At 66.6% G+C, this 17,638-nt stretch carries 13 protein-coding genes and 1 tRNA gene; 1 reads left to right on the plus strand and 13 read right to left on the minus strand.

The genetic code is table 11. From position 1 onward, the window contains the following. Positions 1-8 precede the first annotated feature (8 nt). The 9 genes from JS278_RS11620 to mfd all read right to left on the minus strand — a co-directional run bounded on the left by JS278_RS11620 (position 9) and on the right by mfd (position 9,237). Positions 9-461: a hypothetical protein gene (locus tag JS278_RS11620; RefSeq protein WP_220149963.1), complete on the minus strand. Its 453-nt coding sequence runs from the start codon at positions 459-461 to the stop codon at positions 9-11. A gap of 113 nt (positions 462-574) precedes the next feature. After that, positions 575-647, minus strand: a tRNA-Leu gene (locus JS278_RS11625). 12 nt (positions 648-659) lie between these two features. Further along, on the minus strand, positions 660-1,598 hold the full coding sequence (locus JS278_RS11630) for a Ppx/GppA phosphatase family protein (RefSeq protein ID WP_114045329.1): 939 nt from the start codon (positions 1,596-1,598) through the stop codon (positions 660-662). Then, positions 1,598-2,134: a DUF501 domain-containing protein gene (locus JS278_RS11635; protein ID WP_114045330.1), complete on the minus strand. Its 537-nt coding sequence runs from the start codon at positions 2,132-2,134 to the stop codon at positions 1,598-1,600. Before JS278_RS11635 ends, JS278_RS11630 begins: the two co-directional genes overlap by 1 nt. Positions 2,135-2,243: 109 nt before the next feature. Continuing rightward, positions 2,244-2,861 (minus strand): FtsB family cell division protein, encoded by a 618-nt coding sequence (locus JS278_RS11640; RefSeq protein WP_114045331.1) that lies wholly within the window; start codon positions 2,859-2,861, stop codon positions 2,244-2,246. Between the two features lie 109 nt (positions 2,862-2,970). Continuing rightward, positions 2,971-4,251, minus strand: a complete 1,281-nt coding sequence (eno, locus tag JS278_RS11645) for a phosphopyruvate hydratase (RefSeq protein ID WP_114045332.1) — start codon at positions 4,249-4,251, stop codon at positions 2,971-2,973. A gap of 94 nt (positions 4,252-4,345) precedes the next feature. After that, positions 4,346-4,966, minus strand: a complete 621-nt coding sequence (locus JS278_RS11650; RefSeq protein WP_114046298.1) for a nucleoside triphosphate pyrophosphohydrolase — start codon at positions 4,964-4,966, stop codon at positions 4,346-4,348. A gap of 59 nt (positions 4,967-5,025) precedes the next feature. Further along, on the minus strand, positions 5,026-5,577 hold the full coding sequence (locus JS278_RS11655) for a hypothetical protein (protein WP_114045333.1): 552 nt from the start codon (positions 5,575-5,577) through the stop codon (positions 5,026-5,028). Positions 5,578-5,634: 57 nt separating this feature from the next. Continuing rightward, entirely contained in the window at positions 5,635-9,237 is a 3,603-nt protein-coding gene (gene mfd, locus JS278_RS11660) for a transcription-repair coupling factor (RefSeq protein WP_114045334.1), read from the minus strand. A 599-nt stretch (positions 9,238-9,836) separates the two neighbouring features. On the opposite strand from mfd, the gene JS278_RS11665 reads away from it, so the two are divergent. Next, positions 9,837-13,424 carry an SIR2 family protein gene (locus JS278_RS11665; protein WP_114045335.1) on the plus strand — a complete coding sequence of 1,196 codons (3,588 nt, stop codon included), beginning with the start codon at positions 9,837-9,839 and terminating at the stop codon, positions 13,422-13,424. A gap of 147 nt (positions 13,425-13,571) precedes the next feature. On the opposite strand, the gene JS278_RS11670 is transcribed toward JS278_RS11665, so the two are convergent. The 4 genes from JS278_RS11670 to JS278_RS11685 form a co-directional block, all read right to left on the minus strand. Next, complete coding sequence (locus tag JS278_RS11670; RefSeq protein WP_281269168.1) at positions 13,572-14,288, minus strand: ATP-binding protein; 717 nt, start codon at positions 14,286-14,288, stop codon at positions 13,572-13,574. A 38-nt stretch (positions 14,289-14,326) separates the two neighbouring features. After that, a complete protein-coding gene (gene istA, locus JS278_RS11675; protein WP_114045337.1) occupies positions 14,327-15,883 on the minus strand; it encodes an IS21 family transposase in 1,557 nt (518 codons plus the stop codon). Positions 15,884-16,389: 506 nt separating this feature from the next. Then, complete coding sequence (gene pth, locus JS278_RS11680) at positions 16,390-16,992, minus strand: aminoacyl-tRNA hydrolase (protein WP_114045338.1); 603 nt, start codon at positions 16,990-16,992, stop codon at positions 16,390-16,392. After that, positions 16,989-17,600, minus strand: a complete 612-nt coding sequence (locus tag JS278_RS11685; RefSeq protein WP_114045339.1) for a 50S ribosomal protein L25/general stress protein Ctc — start codon at positions 17,598-17,600, stop codon at positions 16,989-16,991. The genes pth and JS278_RS11685 overlap by 4 nt, the downstream gene beginning before the upstream one ends. Positions 17,601-17,638 lie beyond the last annotated feature (38 nt).

Consider the following 17,638-nt stretch of genomic DNA (forward strand, 5'->3'; position numbering starts at 1 on the left):
AGGCGTCCTCACCCGGCCCTTCTGACACCGAGCGGCAGGAGCAGCAGGATCATGGCGACCGTGCCCGCACGATTCCTGAGAAGGTCCTCCATCCAGGACTGCGCAGGAAATCCATAGCCGAGGACGAGGATGAGAAGAAGGAATGCAGTCATGCCCCACGCTGCGACGGGGACCGTGCGCCTGTGCAGCATGCCGAGACCGCAGGCAAGTTCATAGAGGCCGAGCACGACGGTCAGCCATCCGATGTTCGGCATCACGAACGAACGCCACAGGGTCTGCAGCCAGGGAAAGGCCGCCGTGCTGGCGAAGGCGGCATATGTATCGGGCCGTGAGCGTCCGAACACGAAATGGACGATCCCACCAGCGATGAACACGATCGCGAACAACGTTCTGACGACCACCCTGAATGCCCGGCCCATCTGACGACACCCCTGATCCTCGAAGAACCCTTCCACCGCCACTCTCGCATCAATCGCGTCCCACCGCCTCACCTGAGCGGCGAACGCGGACAAGGCCCGGGCCCGGCCCAATGATCCATCGGGTCAAGGTCCACGGAGCCTTGTGCGTCAGGTTGTGCCCCCGGCGGGATTCGAACCCGCACTTCGGCGGGTTTAAGCCGCCTGCCTCTGCCGTTGGGCTACGAGGGCCATGAGAACCGATCAGCCGTCCAACATCTGGGCGGCGATGCCGTCCAGGATGTCGCTCTCGGAGATGATGATCTCATCCGCGCCCATCCGGGCGGCGATCTCCTCGACGATGAGCGCGCCGGCGCAGATCACCTCGGCGCGACGCCGCTTCAACGGCCCCATCGCCTCGACCTGGTCGACGGTCGAGGCCAGCAGCACCTCCGCCACGCCGCGGATCTCATCGGTGGTCAGCCTCGAGGCGTGCACCTTCTCCCGGTCGTAGACCTTGAGGCCCTGGTGGATCGCCGACAGGCTGGTCAATGTCCCCGCCACCCCGATCACGGTGGCGGCCTGCGACGGGTCGACGGCGCTGCCGTCGAGCATCTCGCGCACGAGCGCCCGGGCGCCCCGGATCTGCTCGGCCGTGGGCGGATCGTCGTGCAGGAACCGCTCCCGAAGCCGTACCGATCCCACGTCGAGGCTGTCTGAGGACTCGATGACCGGTCCGCCGCTCCCCTGGCGTCCGAGCACCAGTTCAGTGGATCCGCCTCCGCAGTCGATCACCATGGCCGGTTCGGCGGACACCTGAACGCCCGACATCGCGCCTGAGAAGGACAGCGAGGCCTCCTCGGTGCCGGGGATCACCTCCGGATCGGCTCCCAGGCGGGCACGCACCCCGGCGGTGAACTCGTCGCGGTTCAAGACATCGCGGGCGGCCGACGTCGCGACGAACCGGACGCGCTCGGCCCCCAGATCCCGGATCACCGCGGCGTACTGGTCGCAGGCGGCGAAGGTGCGCTCCAGGGCGGCCGGGCTGAACCGGCCGGTGGCGTCGACCCCCTCCCCCAGCCTCACCAGCTCGAGCCTGCGGTCATGATCGACGAGCGACCCGTCGGCCGCACGGGAGGCGATCAGCAGACGGATGGAGTTGGTGCCGCAGTCGATCGCGGCGACCTTCGTCGGTACAGCCATCACTTCTCCTCCCCCCTCGTCCCGGTCCCACCCGTCCCGCCGGACCACGACAGGCCCAGCTTCTCGACCACCTCGTCACCGAACGGATTGACTCCCGGCCCCACGGCCAGGGAATGGGCCGCCAGGGCGTGAAGACACTTCACCCGGGTCGGCATGCCACCGGCCGAGACCCCGTCGATCTCGGTGACCGGTTCCAGGCCGGCCTGCGCGCCGTAGCGTGCGCGGTCGTCCAGATAGGACTCGTGCGCTACCCGGTAGCGCGCCGCCAGCTCCGCATCCTCGGCGAGCCTGGCCGTCATCGCCGCCATCTCCCCCGATGCCTCCAGGGTGCCGATGCGTGAGGCCACCACCGGGCAGGTGAGGTAGTAGGTGGTCGGGAAGGGGGAGCCTCCCGGCAGCCGCGGCAGCGTCACGATCACTCCCGGGTCGCCGCAGGGACAGCGCCACGCGACGCCCACCACCCCGCGGGGTTCGCGCTCCAGCTGGGCGGCGACGGCCTCCCGGTCGGCGTCGGTGAAGGGTTGCAGGGTGATCACCCGGTCATCATGTCGCCCCGGGACTCTGCTGACAACCCGAGGTGCTGACAACCCGAGGTGCTGACAACCCGGGTGGCTGACGGACCGGGTGGCTGACGGACCGGGCGGCTCAACGGGGTGTCTGGGAGGGCACCACGCGCTGCGGCGAGTCCGCGGTCTTGATGCTCCCGATCATCTTGCGCCACCAGGAGTCCTGCTGGCCGGCGGTCGCGGCGTCCTGGGAGGACTCCAGAGACACCCCGCCCCCCAGCACTCTCCCGTCCTTGCCGATCACCCGGTAGCCGGTCTCCCCGGGCACCACCCAGCCCAGCTGGGAGCGCGCCTGGGCCCGGACGTAGTTCGGATCATTCCAGCGTTCCAGCTCGTCCTGGAGGCCTGCAATGGATTTCTTCTGCTGGGCCTCCTGGTCGGTCAGCCGCGACAGCTCGGCCTTCTGGTTGAAGTAGACGCCGAGGCTCGGGGTGATCATCACGAAGACCACGGCCACCGCCGCGGCGAGGATGAGTGCGCGGCTGGTGAGCCCGAACCTGTTCTGGCGGGAGAACGGCCACCCGGTGCGACGGGCCGACGGCCTGCGACCCGCGGTCGCCTTCCTCGGCGCCTCCTTGCCCCGCACCGAGGAGGTCCGGGTGGTCCGGCCGGCCCTCGGGCGCGTGGGACCGCGGCGGCCGCCGTCGCGAGGTCTGCGCGAGGTGCGTTCTGACGGGCTTCTCGGTGAGCTGGGCATCGGAATCCATCATGACTCACGCTGCGCCGGAACCGGAGAAATGACACGGCCCCGGATCCGTGAGGATCCGGGGCCGTGCAGATCTGAATCGTTCAGATCAGACCGGTGATCAGGCCTTGAAGCGGGGGAAGGCCGACGCGCCGGCGTACACGGCCTCGTCGTCGAGCTCCTCCTCGATCCTCAGCAGCTGGTTGTACTTGGCGATCCGCTCACCACGGGCCGGGGCCCCCGACTTGATCTGGCCGGTGCCGAGTGCCACGGCCAGATCGGCGATGGTGGTGTCCTCGGTCTCACCGGAACGGTGCGACATCATGCAGCGGAAGCCGTTGCGGTGGGCCAGCTCGACGGCGTCGATGGTCTCCGACAGGGAGCCGATCTGGTTCACCTTGACCAGCAGGGCGTTGGCGGCCTTGAGGTCGATGCCCTTCTGGAGGCGCTTCGGGTTGGTGACGAAGAGGTCATCGCCGACGATCTGGATCTTGTCGCCCAGACGCTCGGTGAAGGCCTGCCAGCCGTCCCAGTCCTCCTCGTCGAGGGGATCCTCGATGGAGACCAGCGGGTAGTTGGCGACGAGCTTCTCGTAGTACTCGATCATCTCGGCCGAGGACTTCAGCTCGCCCTCGAACTTGTACTTGCCGTCCTCGTAGAACTCGGAGGAGGCGACGTCCAGAGCCAGGGCGACGTCCTTCCCGGGCTCGTAGCCGGCGGCCTTGATGGCGTCCTCGATGAGGTCGAGGGCGGCAGCATTGCTCGGCAGGTCGGGGGCGAAGCCGCCCTCGTCACCCAGCCCGGTGTTGAGACCCTTGTCCTTGAGGACCTTCTTGAGGGCGTGGTAGACGGCGGCGCCCATCTCGTAGGCCTCGGAGAAGGAGCCCGCGCCGATCGGGGCGATCATGAACTCCTGGATGTCGACGTCGGAATCGGCGTGGGCTCCGCCGTTGAGGATGTTCATCATCGGCACCGGCAGGACGTGGGCGTTGGGGCCGCCCAGGTACTGGTAGAGCGGCAGATCGGCGGATGCTGCGGCAGCGCGGGCGGCGGCCAGGGAGACGCCGAGGATGGCGTTGGCGCCCAGCTTGCCCTTGTTGTCGGTCCCATCCAGCTCGAGCATGGCCGAGTCGATGGCCCGCTGCTCGGAGGCGTCGAAGCCGAGAACCTCCTCGGCGAGCTTCTCCTTGACGTTCTCAACTGCCTTGAGGACGCCCTTGCCGCCATACTGCTTCTCATCGCCGTCACGCAGCTCCACGGCCTCGAAGGCGCCGGTGGAGGCGCCGGAGGGAACAGCGGCACGCGCCTCGGTGCCGTCGTCGAGCACAACCTCGACCTCGACGGTCGGGTTGCCGCGGGAGTCGAGAATCTGGCGAGCGTCGATGAATTCGATGGTTGCCATGGGCCAACCTTTCACAATGGATGGACTTTCCACCTGCCAGCCTAACCGAGGGCCCTGAGACACGCCCGCGCGATGGGCACAACAGATCCCCTGATCAGGCGTCGCGGCCCTCGGCCGCGCATCCGTCCACATCCTCGCCGCCCAGCTCGGCGGTCCGCACTCGGCTCTCAAGCCTCCGGACGGCACGGCGGGTCTCCTGGTCGGCGTCGATCCCGTGGGCATGCGCCCGCGCCACCAGCGCCAGGATCTGATCGCCGACCTCCTCGGCTCCGATCGGCTCATCGGGCAGTCCGACCGGCACCTCGTGCTTTCGGGCCCGGGCCACCACCTTCACGGCCCTGGCCACCGATGACAGGGATTCGGCGATGCCCTCCAGAGACGACGTGCGGCCCTTCTCGGCGGCCTTGCGGGCCTCCCAGGTGCGATCCATGTCGTCAGGGACGGCGGCGTCGGCGAAGACATGGGGGTGACGCCGTCGCAGCTTGTCGACGATCCCGCCGGCGACGTCATGGATGTCGAATCGCCCCTGCTGCTCGGCGATCCGGGCGTGGAAGACCACCTGGAGGAGCAGATCGCCCAGCTCCTCCACCTGGTCGTCGTCGGTGCCGGCCTCCACGGCGTCGACCACCTCGCCGGTCTCCTCGACGAGGTAGGTGAGGAGGCTGAGTTGAGTCTGGCGGGCGTCCCAGGGGCAGCGATCGCGCAGCACCTCCATGAGCTCGACCAGATCGTCGAGCTCGGCACGAGGCCGATCAGCAGAGGGCCGCTGGAGGGTCACGACCTGGTGCCCGCCCAGAGGCTCGACAAGGAGCCGGAGCCGGCCACCGCGAGCTGATCGGGGTACCAGTGACCCAGCCTCGGGTTCACCTGGACGCCGAGTTTCTTGACGTCTGCGACCAGCGTCCGGGCGTCGGGGGTGTTGCCGGCGACCGCGTAGAGGGAGGCGAGCCGGCGTCCCATGTCACGGCACACCGGGTGGGTGGCCAGGGCACTCAGCTGGTTCTGAGCCATGATCACGTCGCGCTGGGCATCGGTCAGCGTCTTCCCGGAGCGGGCCAGCAGCTCCTCGCCGATGGCGGCCTGGACCTCCGTGCTGGCGATCACCTGGCGCGGCGTCATGGTCTGCGAGCTGGCCAGGTCCGAGCAGTTCGACACGTCCTTCTCGAACGTCGTCATCGACACCGTCTGCTCGCCCGCCCGCACGGCGGTGCTGCCCGACGGGGCGCAGCCCGCCGTGGCCAGCGCCGCCACGGCGGCCGCCGCTGCGGCCAGCCGCAGACCGCGCCGGCGTCCTGTCGAGTTTCGCTGGGGTGACGACGTCGTCATGCCTGTCTCTCCTTGTCGGTGCGCATCGGGGTGGCCGCGGCCAGAACGCCTGCGATCCTACGCCTGGGCCGGCTGGGGGTCGGCCTCGCGGGCTGGCGCAGCGACGGTGAGGACATCGGCGACGACCCCGCTGGCCCACTCCAGCAGTTCGGCCCCGCCCAGCGGACGACCGCCGATCCGGGCGGTTCTCGGCCTGGGCACCATCACCAGTCCGGCATTGTCCTTGACCACCGAGCCCGGATACAGGCGCTTGAGCCGCATCACCCGCGACTCGGGCAGGTGGGCCGGGGAGAAGCGGATGGAATTGCCGGCGGGCGCCACGTCCCGGATCCCGCGGGAGCGGCACAGCAGCCTGAATCGCGCCACTCCCAGCAGCGCCTCGACGGTCTCGGGCAAGGGTCCGTAGCGGTCCAGCAGCTCCTCCCGGATGGCGTCGACATCCTCCTCGGAGCGCACCTCCGCCAGCCTGCGGTACATCTCCAGGCGCAGCCGCTCGGACTCGACGTAGTCGGTGGGCAGGCTGGCGTCGACGGGCAGCTCGATGCGCATCCCGGGCTCCTCCTCGGCGTCCTCGCCGCGGAAGCTGGCGACGGCGTCGCCCACCAGCCGGATGTACAGGTCGAAGCCGACGTCGGCGATGTGGCCGGACTGCTCCCCACCGAGCATGTTGCCGGCCCCACGGATCTCCAGATCCTTCATGGCGATCGACATGCCGGCCCCCAGGTCGGTGTGCTGGGCCATGGTGGCCAGCCGGTCGTGGGCGGTCTCGGTCAGCGGCTTGTCGGCCGGGTAGAGGAAGTAGGCGTAGCCGCGCTCGCGGGAGCGTCCCACCCGGCCGCGCAGCTGGTGCAGCTGAGACAGGCCCATCCGGTCGGCGCGGTCGACGATCAGCGTGTTGGCGGTGGAGATGTCCAGGCCGGACTCGACGATGGTGGTGCACACCAGCACGTCGGCGCGCCGCTCCCAGAAGTCCACCATGATCTGTTCGAGCTGCTTCTCATTCATCTGGCCGTGGGCGGTGACCACGCGGGCCTCGGGCACCAGCTCGCGGATCCGGGCGGCGGTCTTCTCGATGTCCTGCACCCTGTTGTGGATGAAGAAGACCTGCCCCTCGCGGGCGAGCTCGCGGCGGATCGCCGCGACCACCTGGCCCTGGTCGTAGGGTCCGGCGAAGGTGAGCACGGGGTGACGCTCCTCGGGCGGGGTGGCGATGGTGCTCATCTCCCGGATGCCGGTGACGGCCATCTCGAGGGTGCGCGGGATGGGGGTGGCGCTCATCGACAGCACGTCGACGTTGACCCGCAGTTTCTTGAGGGACTCCTTGTGCGCGACCCCGAAGCGCTGCTCCTCGTCGATGACCACCAGGCCGAGATCCTTGAAGTGGATCTGGTCGGAGAGCAGCCGATGGGTGCCGACGACGACGTCGATGGTGCCGCGCTCGATGCCCTCCTTGACCTTCCGCGCCTCGGCGTCGGTCTGGAAGCGCGACAGGGATGCGACGTTGACGGGGAATCCGGCGTAGCGCTCGGCGAAGGTCTGGGTGTGCTGCTGCACCAGCAGCGTGGTGGGCACCAGCACGGCGACCTGTTTGCCGTCCTGGACGGCCTTGAAGGCGGCGCGCACCGCGATCTCGGTCTTGCCGTAGCCGACGTCGCCGCACACCAGGCGGTCCATCGGCACCACCTGTTCCATGTCTCGCTTGACGTCGGCGATGGTGGTGAGCTGGTCGGGGGTCTCGACGTAGGCGAAGGCGTCCTCGAGTTCGTGCTGCCAGGTGGTGTCGGGGCCGAAGGCGTGACCCTTGGTGGCCTGCCGGGCGGCGTAGAGCTTGATGAGGCCGGCGGCGATCTGCTTGACGGCCTTCCGCGCCCGTGCCTTGCGCTTCTTCCAGTCGGCCCCGCCCATCTTGTCCAGGGCGGGGGCGTCTCCACCGACGTAGCGGGTCACCTCGTCCAGGGAGTCCATCGGGACGAAGAGCCGGTCACCGGGCTGGCCCTTCCTGGCGGGCGCGTACTCGATGACGAGATATTCACGGGTGGCCCCGGCGACGGTGCGCTGGATCATCTCGACATAACGGCCGACGCCGTGCTGCTCGTGAACCACCAGGTCCCCGGCCTTGAGGTCCATGGGCTGGATCTGGTTGCGGCGCCGGGCGGGCATCTTCTTGGCGGCGCGGTCGGCGCCGGGGGCCTCGCCGGTGAGATCGGCCGAGCCGTGCACCACGAGTTTGAGGCGTTCGCTGGAGAAGCCCTGACGCTGGTGGGCCCGCACGATATGGACCACCGGATCGGTGGCCCCGGCGTCGATGTCGGGCTCCAGGCGGGCCGCGACGCCGTGCTCGCTCAATACCTCGACCATCCGGCGACCAAGGCCCTCACCCTCGACGGTGAGGATGACTGTCCAGCCCTCCTCCAGACGCGTCCTCATGGAGGCGACCGCGGACTCCACGTCGCCGTGCCAGGGCTCGACGGCATCGAGGTGCAGGTTGAGGGTCTCCGGTGCGCTGCCGAGATCCTCGTCGGTGGCCTGGGAGGCGCCGATGGGGGCGTCCAGGGAGAACGAGGACATGGACCACCACGACATGCCGCGGTCCAGGCAGCGCGAACGCACCTCGGCGAGGGTGCGGTAGCCCGAGGCCGCCAGATCGATCGGGGCCTGCCCTCCTCCGGCTGCGGCTGCCCAGCCGGCATGGAGGAACTCCTCGGAGGTCTGCACGAGTTCCGCGGCGCGCGAGCGGATCAGCTCGGGATCCGAGAGCATCACCAGGGAGTTGGGGGGAAGCACGTCCGAGAGCAGTTCGATCCGGTCGACCAGAGCCGGGATGAGGGCCTCCATGCCCTCGACGGCCTGCCCCTGGCCGATCTTCTCCAGCATGTCGGCCAGCTCGGGGTGGTCGGGCAGCAGGGCACGGGCGCGGGCGCGCACCTCGGGGGTGAGGATGAGTTCGCGGCAGGGGGCGGCGACGACGTCGTCATGGGTGTCTTCGGTGGAGCGCTGGTCGGCCACCGCGAAGGATCGGATCTCCTCCACCTCGTCGCCGAAGAAATCGATGCGCACCGGGTGATCGAGCACCGGGGGGAAGACGTCGAGGATGCCGCCGCGCACCGCGAACTCGCCGCGTCGGGTCACCATGTCGACGCGCACGTAGGCGGCGCGGACGAGCTCGGAGGCCAGTTCTGTGAGGTCGTACTCCTGACCGACCGCGATGCGCACCGGGGAGATCGCCCCGAGATCGGCGACCTGGGGCTGAAGGGCGGCGCGAATGGGGGCGACGACGACGGCCGGCGGGGTGAGCCCGTCGGTGCCCATCAGCCGGCGCAGCACGGAGAGGCGTCGCCCGACCGTGTCGGAGCGGGGGCTCAGGCGCTCGTGCGGAAGGGTCTCCCAGGAGGGGTAGTAGCAGACCTCATCGGTTCCCAGCCAGGACTCCAGATGGGCGGTGACCTCCTCGGCCTCCCGGAAGGTCGAGGTGATCAGCAGCATCGGCAGTCCGCGCCCGGAACCCTCCAGTCCGCGAACGATCGCGGCGGCGACGGCCGGCCGGGAGGGCTGGGCGGCACCCAGGTCGAGGGTGGGTGTACGGCCGGTCAGACCGTCACGGATCACTCGGGTGAGAACGGGCTCACGGGACAGAAGGGACACCAGACCGCCAAGACTCACCGGGACAGCCTACGTTGCCCCTGCCCCGCTCACCACGGGCCTCACCCAGCGCGAACGCGTAATCCTGATCCGTGACCGGCCTTACCCCAGCCATTCAACCCGAAACAGTGGCGATCGAATGGTCTTCGGTTACTCTCCAACATCCACATGGACACACATAGACAGCGCCAGCACCGACACTTGACCGATTGCAGGATCTTGATCGAGTCTGAGTTCTGGCACACGGACCGGGGACGACAGTACGACCGAGCCGGACTTTCCTCCGATCCCCTCCGTCCACACGCATTGTGAACGCCTGTCGACCATCCCTTCCAGTGCAGGCTCACCTACGTTCGAATCAGGCCGCGACGCGCGACGACTGACTGCCCAGTTGCCCCACTCATGAGCTCGCGTGCCGTCGCCGACTGAGAGATACTCATCATGAGTGAACGACATGAGGGCGCTCAGACCGTGGGGCGAGGAGACGAAGTGGCGGAGTTGCGGACTGCTGCAGGGCGCATAGGCCATGCTTTCCTCGGCGAGTTATTTCGAGACCCTCCGCGGCACCCTCGAGGCGCATCGGTAGGCATACGGACGGGTGACACTGAGGTCGTGGCCTGATGTGGATTACCGGCGACGTTGAGCTACCCGACGAGATTCTCGACGCCCACGAGCGCGGCGAACTCGTATTCTTCGTCGGTGCAGGGGCTTCGGTGGGTGAGCCTTCGAACCTTCCCCTATTTGACGACCTCGCCAAGAAGCTGGCGTTACTAGCGTCGCCCCCGTTCTCAACGAGCGGCGGACTGGACTTCTTCATTGGGCAACTGGAGTCATTGCCACAGGGATTCGATGCGCATCACCATGTCCACACGCTGATTTCCAATCCGAAGTCGAGATTCAATCCGCTTCACAAGGCGATTGTTGACCTCGCGGGAATTGGAGGAGCGTTCCGCGTAGTGACGACCAACTACGACGACCACCTTGCTTCTGCTGCCCGCAGCGGCTCGATAAACGTCCCAGACAGCTGGTACGCCCCGGCGTTGCCACTCGGGCGTGACTTCACAGGGCTCGTCCACCTGCACGGATCGGTACGGCGCCCGAAGGAGGAGATGATCCTCACTGACCGTGACTTCGGCCACGCGTACATCACTGATGCGTGGGCAGCACGGTTCCTCCTCTCCATGTTCGAGCGATTCACCGTGGTGTTCATCGGCTATAGCCACGACGACGTGATCATGCGCTACCTCGCGCTTGGGCTACCGTCGAGCGGCAACGCCACGGCCTCTAAACGATTCGCGTTCACGGACGATCCGTCGAACAGCAAGTGGGGCTACCTAGGGATCCAGCCGATCGCCTACCCGGTATTCGAACGCGATCATCAAGCGCTCTTGGCGGCTCTCACCGCATGGGCTGACCGCGCCAAGATGGGGCAGACCGACCACCAGTCACGCGTGCAGGCGATCGTCGCCGGCGGTACCGCGCTACCACTGCCGGACCGCGACTACCTCCTTGCTCGTCTCCGGACTACAAACGGCGCCCGCGACTTTGCGATTGCGACCGACTCACTGCCCGACGAACTCAAACTCGAGTGGCTGACGTGGCTGGAGGACTTCCCTGAGTTCAAGACCCTGTTCTCACCTTCGGATGTGTCGGATACGACGGCGATCCTGGGCAACTGGTTCGCAAGAACCTTCATTGAGTCGACGACACTGAACGGTGCAGGACTCCAGACCGTACAACGCCTTGGGCAGTCGATGACCAGCTCATTGTATCGAACTGCCACCTTGATCACTAACCTCCTGAGCAAGCAGGATACAGTTGCTGGAAAGCGATATCAGGCACTCCTCGCCACCTCGATCTATGGACAGTCGGCGCCACTCGGAGACGACTTCCTCATGCCGTTCCTACTCGATTCAACGGCGCCCAGCATGGCGGTACTGCGGGCTGCGCTGCGGCCCTTCCTCGAGCTGAAACGGCGCTTGTTTGTCGACAAGTCCACGGAACGCACGATCCATCCCGATGCGAAGGTCACCTGGAACTCAAAGGAGTGCGTCCTGACTCAGTACGTCCTGCGCGTGGTGCAGGCATCCGATCCCGGCGATCGCTCCCTCGGCGGTGTCCTAGAGGACGCCATCGTCTCGGCGTACGACCTGCTCGACGCGTATCACGACGAGCGAGGCTGGGACCCGCTCGCGTATCACCGATCCGCGATTGAGCCGCACACTCAGGACGAATTCCGGGAGCCACTTGATGCCGTCATAGACGGGATCCGGGACTACGGGATAAAGGCGCTGCCCGTCTGGCCGGACCTACCGGACCGGTGGTGGAACCTCGGCCGAGCACTCATGCGACGGCTTGCTCTGCATCTGGTATCCAGCGACCCGGCACGAAGCGCGGACGACAAGCTATCGTGGCTCCTCGATCGCACTGGACTCTATACAGACAACCTGAAGCACGAGACCTACCGGGTGCTCGCCGCCGCAGTCGTGCCTGCATCACCGTCGCTCAAAAAGCGGGTCCTGGACGCTGTCACTGTCGGACCCGACTATCCCGAAGAGATTCCCGATCGTGACCGCCACTTCGCGTACGCGAAGTACAACTTGCTCGCGTGGCTAACGCAGGCCGACCCTGGCTGGGCGGAGGTGCAAACCACGTTCGATGCGGCCCAAGCCGAGAATCCCGGCTTCGCGGTGCGGAAGCACCCTGACTTCGACAGCTGGATGACAAGCGGAACTTGGGGTGGGAAGCCGCCGATGGACATCGAGGAGTTCATTCAGGCACTGGCCCGGAACGTGAGCGCTGCACTCGATGACCTGCTGTCCCACGACTACTCCGACCGTCACTTCGACCAGCCCGACTGGCGAGATGCACTCGGGCTCGTGCAGCAGGCCGCTGAGCGACGCCCGGACCTTGGTGTGCAGCTTTGGGACACCATCCTTGGTCGCGACCACCTTGGCGGCAAGCAGGTCGACCTATGGCGCGCGATCGCTGAAGGATGGGGAAAAGCCGTCCTGGGAGCTTCGGGTCTCGGAGCCATCCAGCGCCTCAACGCACTGTTGCCGGACAAGGACTCCGCCTACGCGGTCGGGCGTTTCCTGCTCGATCAGATTCGACAGCAGATCGACGCAGATGAATCGCCAGTGTTCGCATCCATGCGCGCGCTGGCGGGATCACTCTGGCGCGAGCAAGGCACAGGATTCACGCACCGAGAAGATTCGGCCTCCCTGTCGTTCGCGCCGCTATACCTGAACTCGTGGCCGGGGTTCCTGGCGCAGTATTGGGGCAGTGAGGTCGATCGTCACTGGCGACACTCGCGTGAGGACTGGACTGGACTCTGCAGCGAGGAGTCGGAAGCGCTCATCGCGCTGCTGAACGGCAACAAGGATGTACTGGACGCTACTCAGCCCGCGCTTGCCGGAGAGCTGTTCTTCTACTTCGCCGCAGACGCTGACTTTGCAGCGACACACCTGCTTCCGCTCTTCAACGACCCGCTGCGCCACGATTTTGCCTGGGACCCATTCCTGCACCACCCCAGGTGGAATGACCGGATCCTCGCAGCTGGCCTGTTCGACAGCATGGTCGCCGAGCTCAGCCGTCTCGACACATTGCCAGGCCAAACCCTGCATCACATCTTCCTAGAGTTCATGGCCTCGGTGGTGTCATTCGCGGGCATCACGAGTACCGACCGTAGGCGCCTGCTTGATCAGACAGTGCTCGCGTCAGACGGTTTGCATGCCGCCGATTTCGCTGCGGCGGTCGTCCGACTCCTTCTTGAAGACGGCGTCGACGGGGCTGAAGTGTGGCGCCGCTGGCTCGGCAAGCATCTAGAACGCCGCCTCGACGGTCAGCCCCGGGTCGCATCTACCGAAGAGCTTGAACAATGGGCAGACGTCGTTCCTGTCGTCGGTGAATTCGCCCCTGCCGCAGCGACGCTTTTTGGCGGGCACAGCATCGGTCTCGGCGAGCGGTTCTTCAATCGGGAATTTCCGGATGGAATCCTCGCCGCCTATAGTCATGAGCTAGTTGCTTTCTTTGCCGAGCGGGTCCGGAATACGGCCGGCTCGGACTACATGGTGAGTTCCCGTGTGCGGGAACTAGTCGAGACGATACGAGGAGCAGTTGGAGATACCGTCGCCAAACCACTGGTCGACGCGGCGAGGGAGAGGGATTTCCTGATTATGTCAAATGGAGATGGTCTTAAACAGTAGAGCCTAAGTGAGTATTCGGAGGTTTGGGGGCCGGGTGTTATTGGGTTTGGGGGCCAGGGGTATTGCCGTTGGGGGCCAGTGACCTCCAGGGGTGGGGGCCACTGGCCCTCAACGGCAGGCTCAGCTACCTGGGGTCAGCCCGGCGGCTCAGCTCACGGGCGTGGGCGTGGGTGCGGTGTGCTCGCGCATATTGTGATTGCCGGTGTCGAACCAGATGGTGTTGTGCACGATGCGGTCCATGATCGCGTCGGCGTGGACTCCTGATCCGAGCCGGTGGTGCCAGTCCTTTTTCGCGTACTGGGTGCAGAAGACCGTGGATCCCGCGTCGTAGCGTCGTTCGAGCAGTTCCAGCAGCATCGAGCGCATGGCCTCATCAGGTTCGTCCAGCAGCCATTCGTCCAGGACGAGGAGGCTGTAGGAGGTGTACTTGCGCAGGAACTTCGCGACCCCTTGGGGCTTGTCCTGCGCCAGGACCCAGGCCTCGGCGAGGTCGGGCATGCGGATGTAGTGGGCTCTGAGCCGATGTTGGCAGGCCTGCTTCGCCAGCGCGCACCCGAGGTAGGACTTCCCGGACCCGGTGAAGCCTTGGAACACGACGTTCTGGTTCCGGGTGATGAAGGAGCACGTGGCGAACTGGTTGATGACCGTCTGGTCCAGTCCCCGCTCGGTGACGAGGTCGAGCCGACGTAGGTCCGCATTCGGGTAGCGCAGCCCGGCACGCCGGATCAGGCCCTCGACCTTGGAATTGGCGAAGGAGGAATGGGCCTCATCCACGAGGATCTGGAGGCGGTCTTCGAAGGGTAGGTGCATGGCCAGGGCGTCGTCTTGTGCTTCGATGGCCTCCAGGAGCGCTGCTGCTCCCATCTCCCGTAGCTTCCGTTTCGTTTCGATGTTGAGGGTGCTCATCGTGTACCCCCGGTGTAGTAGTCCCCGCCGCGGACGAACCCACCGGACTCAGTCGGCGGTGTTGGCGGCGGGCTAGCAGGGATCTTGTCCTGCCCGGTGGCCAGGATCGGATGAACGTGGGCGTAGCGGGGTGAACGAATCCTGCCCTTCAACGCCAGCGCGCAGGCTGCTTCCACCCGGTCCCCGGAGTAGCGGCGGGACAGGCGTAGCACGGCCAAGGCTGGATCCAAACCCTGCTCCGCGACGGGCACGGATTCGAAGATCCGTTGCATGACGATCACCGCGGCCGGCCCGATCCGCTCAGCCCAGGCCAGCACCCGTTCGGCGTCCCAGGGCTGGTAGCCGCCGTGGGGCTGATCCGAGGCCCGGGTGACGTAGGTGTTCTTCGTACCGACCGGGGCCAGTAGGTGGCTGCTGACCCGCTGGCTGCCCTGGTAGGCCTCCAACATCGTTGCCGTGATCCTCAGGTCGAGCTTGGACCCGATCAGGGCGTATGGCACGGAGTAGAAGTTCCCTTCGAAGGTGACGTGCCCGTTGCGGGCCACACTGCGGGCATACACCCAGGATGCGATCTCATAGGCCACGGCTGGCAACGGCGTCAGTAGCGCCTTCTCCTCGGCGGCGAACACGCTGGCCCTGGAGCCGTCGCGTTTCTGGAAGGGCTGGGCGTTGTAGGCGTCCATCTGCTCGGCGATGGCGTCCTTGAGCTCGGGTAGGGACGTGAACACGCTCTCCCGCAGCGAGGCGATCACCCACGTGGCCACGTGCCCGACCGTGTTCTCGACACTGGCCTTGTCCTTCGGTTTCCGCACTCTGCCTGGCAGTACTGCTGCCGAGTAGTGGGCTGCCATCTCCCGGTAGGCGTCATTGAGGACGATCTCTCCTTCGCGGGGGTGTTTGATCACGCCGGTCTTGAGGTTATCCGGCACGATCCTGGGTACCGAGCCGCCGAAGAACTCAAACATGGCCACGTGCGCGCCCAGCCAGGACACCTGAGCCATGTCCAGGCTCGGGTAGCAGAACGCATACCTTGAAAACGGCAGGCACCCGACGAACAGGTACACCGTGGACACCGCCCCGGTCACCGGGTCGATCAGCTCCATCGTCGGGCCCGACCAGTCGACTTCCACGCTCTGCCCGGCCTTGTGGCCCACCCTCGAGGCGGCTCCAGTGACAAGGACGTGGCGCTGATACGTCTTGCAGAACCGGTCATAGCCCATCGCCGGGTCCCCAGCCGTGGCACACGCGTCGAGGTACTCCTGATGCAGGAGCTTCAACGTCACCCCGACGCGGGTCAACTCCTTGTGCACCCAAGTCCAGTCGGGTTGGGCGAACACAGACTCGTGTTCGCCCCGGCCTGGGAACAACCGGGCATACACCACCGCGTCGCCGAGCTCGGCGACGTCCTCGAACCCGAGCCCGAGTCCGTTGGCGGCATCCAACACCGCGGTCACGCTCTTGCGTGACATGCCCTGCGAGGAAGCAATCGCCCGACCGGACAACCCCTCCCTGTGCAAGCGAAGCACCAGCTTCGCCTTGATCTTGCGTACCATTCTGGTCACTCCTTCCGCCAACGTGCCCTATACACGTCAGCGGAAGGAGCCTACGAACCCGTGGCCCCCAACCACGCCACCCGTGGCCCCCAACCACGTCATTCAGCCCGAACCCTACCGGCCCCCAAACCCTCTACCTACGGACCCCAGCAAAGCGAATATTCACCTAAGGGCGTTATTCGCAGTAGATTGTTTTGGCGCCATGGTCGTGTTGATCGAAAAAACCTCGGCTCCTTCAAATATAGTGAGGCTACCAAGCCGAAACACCATATTTGAAGGCGATCGATCCATTACCTAAACTAGGACTGTCTCGACCCCGATGGCATGACTGAGCCGAACTCGTCGCCAGAACCCCCGACCTCGTCGCGAACCGGGGCATCGACCCGGCCGGCTACTGGCTGGGGCTGGACCGCCAGGCCGAATTCGCCCAGGTACTCTGGCGCCGCATCCTCCCCGCACTCGTCAACTCTACAGAACCGGTTGGCAACCACCCATGGATAAAACCCTCAACTGTTGAACCGGTTCTGCGCAGCGCCGAGACCCTGTGTCATGAGGCATTCCACGGCGTCGGCGGCCAGGCTCACCTGAAGATCGGCCTCGGCCCGCTCACCGGCGGTGAACCGCTTGAGCACGTAGTCGGCGGGGTCCTGATGGCCCGGCGGACGTCCCACCCCCACGCGGACGCGGGTGAAGTCGCCGGAGCGCAGATGGGAGCGCATCGATCGCAGCCCGTTGTGGCCGTTGTCGCCACCGCCGGCCTTGATCCGGATCCGCCCCAGGTCCAGATCGATCTCGTCGTGGATGACGATGATGCGTCCGACCGGGATCCGGTCGAAGTCCGCGACCTTGCGGACCGCCACGCCGGAGTCGTTCATATAGGTGCGCGAGCGCATCAGCACCACGGGAAGGGCATCGGCCGAGGGGAGTCCCAGGCCGGCACCCGAGATGCGGGTGCGCGCCGTCTCGGCGCGCAGGCCGCGGGCCGACGAGAGTGTCTCGCCGGCCCGGCGGCACAGCTCCGCGACCACCATCGCGCCCACATTGTGGCGTGTGGCGGCATAGGTCGGGCCGGGATTGCCCAGCCCGACCACCAGCCAGGGCCGATTCACTCAGCCTCGTCCTCGGCGTCGGCCTCGTCGGCATCCGCCTCGGTCTCCTCGGAGGGCTCGGGCTCGGCGGCGGGCACCACGATGGACACCGCGATGTCCTCGGGATCGCCGGTGAGCTCAACGCCCTCGGGCAGCGAGATCTCGCCCAGGGCGATGCTGTGGCCGGCAGGCAGGTCGGTGACGTCGACGACCAGCTGCTCGGGGATGTTCAGCGGATCGGCCAGGACCTCGATCTCGTTGGAGTCGACGGTGGCGACGGTGCCGGGCTCGGGCTCGCCCTCCAGATGCAGGGCGACGGAGACGGTGACCTTCTCGCCGCGGCGCACGGTGACCAGGTCGACGTGCCGCACGAAGCCGCGGATGACGTCGCGCTGGACCTCGCGGGGCAGCGCGAGCTGGGCGTCCTCGCCCTCGATCTCGATCGACAGCAGCGGGTTCTCCGACCGCAGCGCCAGCAGGGTCGCGTGGCCCGGCAGGGTCACGTGGATGGGATCAATGCCGTGGCCGTACATGACGGCGGGAACCTTGTCCTCGCGACGGATGCGGCGGGCCGCGCCCTTGCCGAACTCGGTGCGCCTCTCGGCCTTGATGCTGATGATGTCAGCCATGGTCTTTCCTCCAACTCGGAACCGGACAGGCTCGACGA

The organism is Acidipropionibacterium virtanenii, assembly GCF_003325455.1.
GTDB lineage: Bacteria > Actinomycetota > Actinomycetes > Propionibacteriales > Propionibacteriaceae > Acidipropionibacterium > Acidipropionibacterium virtanenii.

What these genes read in the sequence shown, in the direction of transcription:
- JS278_RS11630 (WP_114045329.1), bottom strand. Translation starts at nt 1,598, where the DNA reads ATGGCTGTACCGACGAAGGTCGCCGCGATCGACTGCGGCACCAACTCC.
- JS278_RS11640 (WP_114045331.1), bottom strand. Translation starts at nt 2,861, where the DNA reads ATGCCCAGCTCACCGAGAAGCCCGTCAGAACGCACCTCGCGCAGACCT.
- eno (WP_114045332.1), bottom strand. Translation starts at nt 4,251, where the DNA reads ATGGCAACCATCGAATTCATCGACGCTCGCCAGATTCTCGACTCCCGC.
- JS278_RS11650 (WP_114046298.1), bottom strand. Translation starts at nt 4,966, where the DNA reads ATGGAGGTGCTGCGCGATCGCTGCCCCTGGGACGCCCGCCAGACTCAA.
- JS278_RS11655 (WP_114045333.1), bottom strand. Translation starts at nt 5,577, where the DNA reads ATGACGACGTCGTCACCCCAGCGAAACTCGACAGGACGCCGGCGCGGT.
- JS278_RS11665 (WP_114045335.1), top strand. Translation starts at nt 9,837, where the DNA reads ATGTGGATTACCGGCGACGTTGAGCTACCCGACGAGATTCTCGACGCC.
- JS278_RS11670 (WP_281269168.1), bottom strand. Translation starts at nt 14,288, where the DNA reads ATGGGAGCAGCAGCGCTCCTGGAGGCCATCGAAGCACAAGACGACGCC.
- istA (WP_114045337.1), bottom strand. Translation starts at nt 15,883, where the DNA reads ATGGTACGCAAGATCAAGGCGAAGCTGGTGCTTCGCTTGCACAGGGAG.
- JS278_RS11685 (WP_114045339.1), bottom strand. Translation starts at nt 17,600, where the DNA reads ATGGCTGACATCATCAGCATCAAGGCCGAGAGGCGCACCGAGTTCGGC.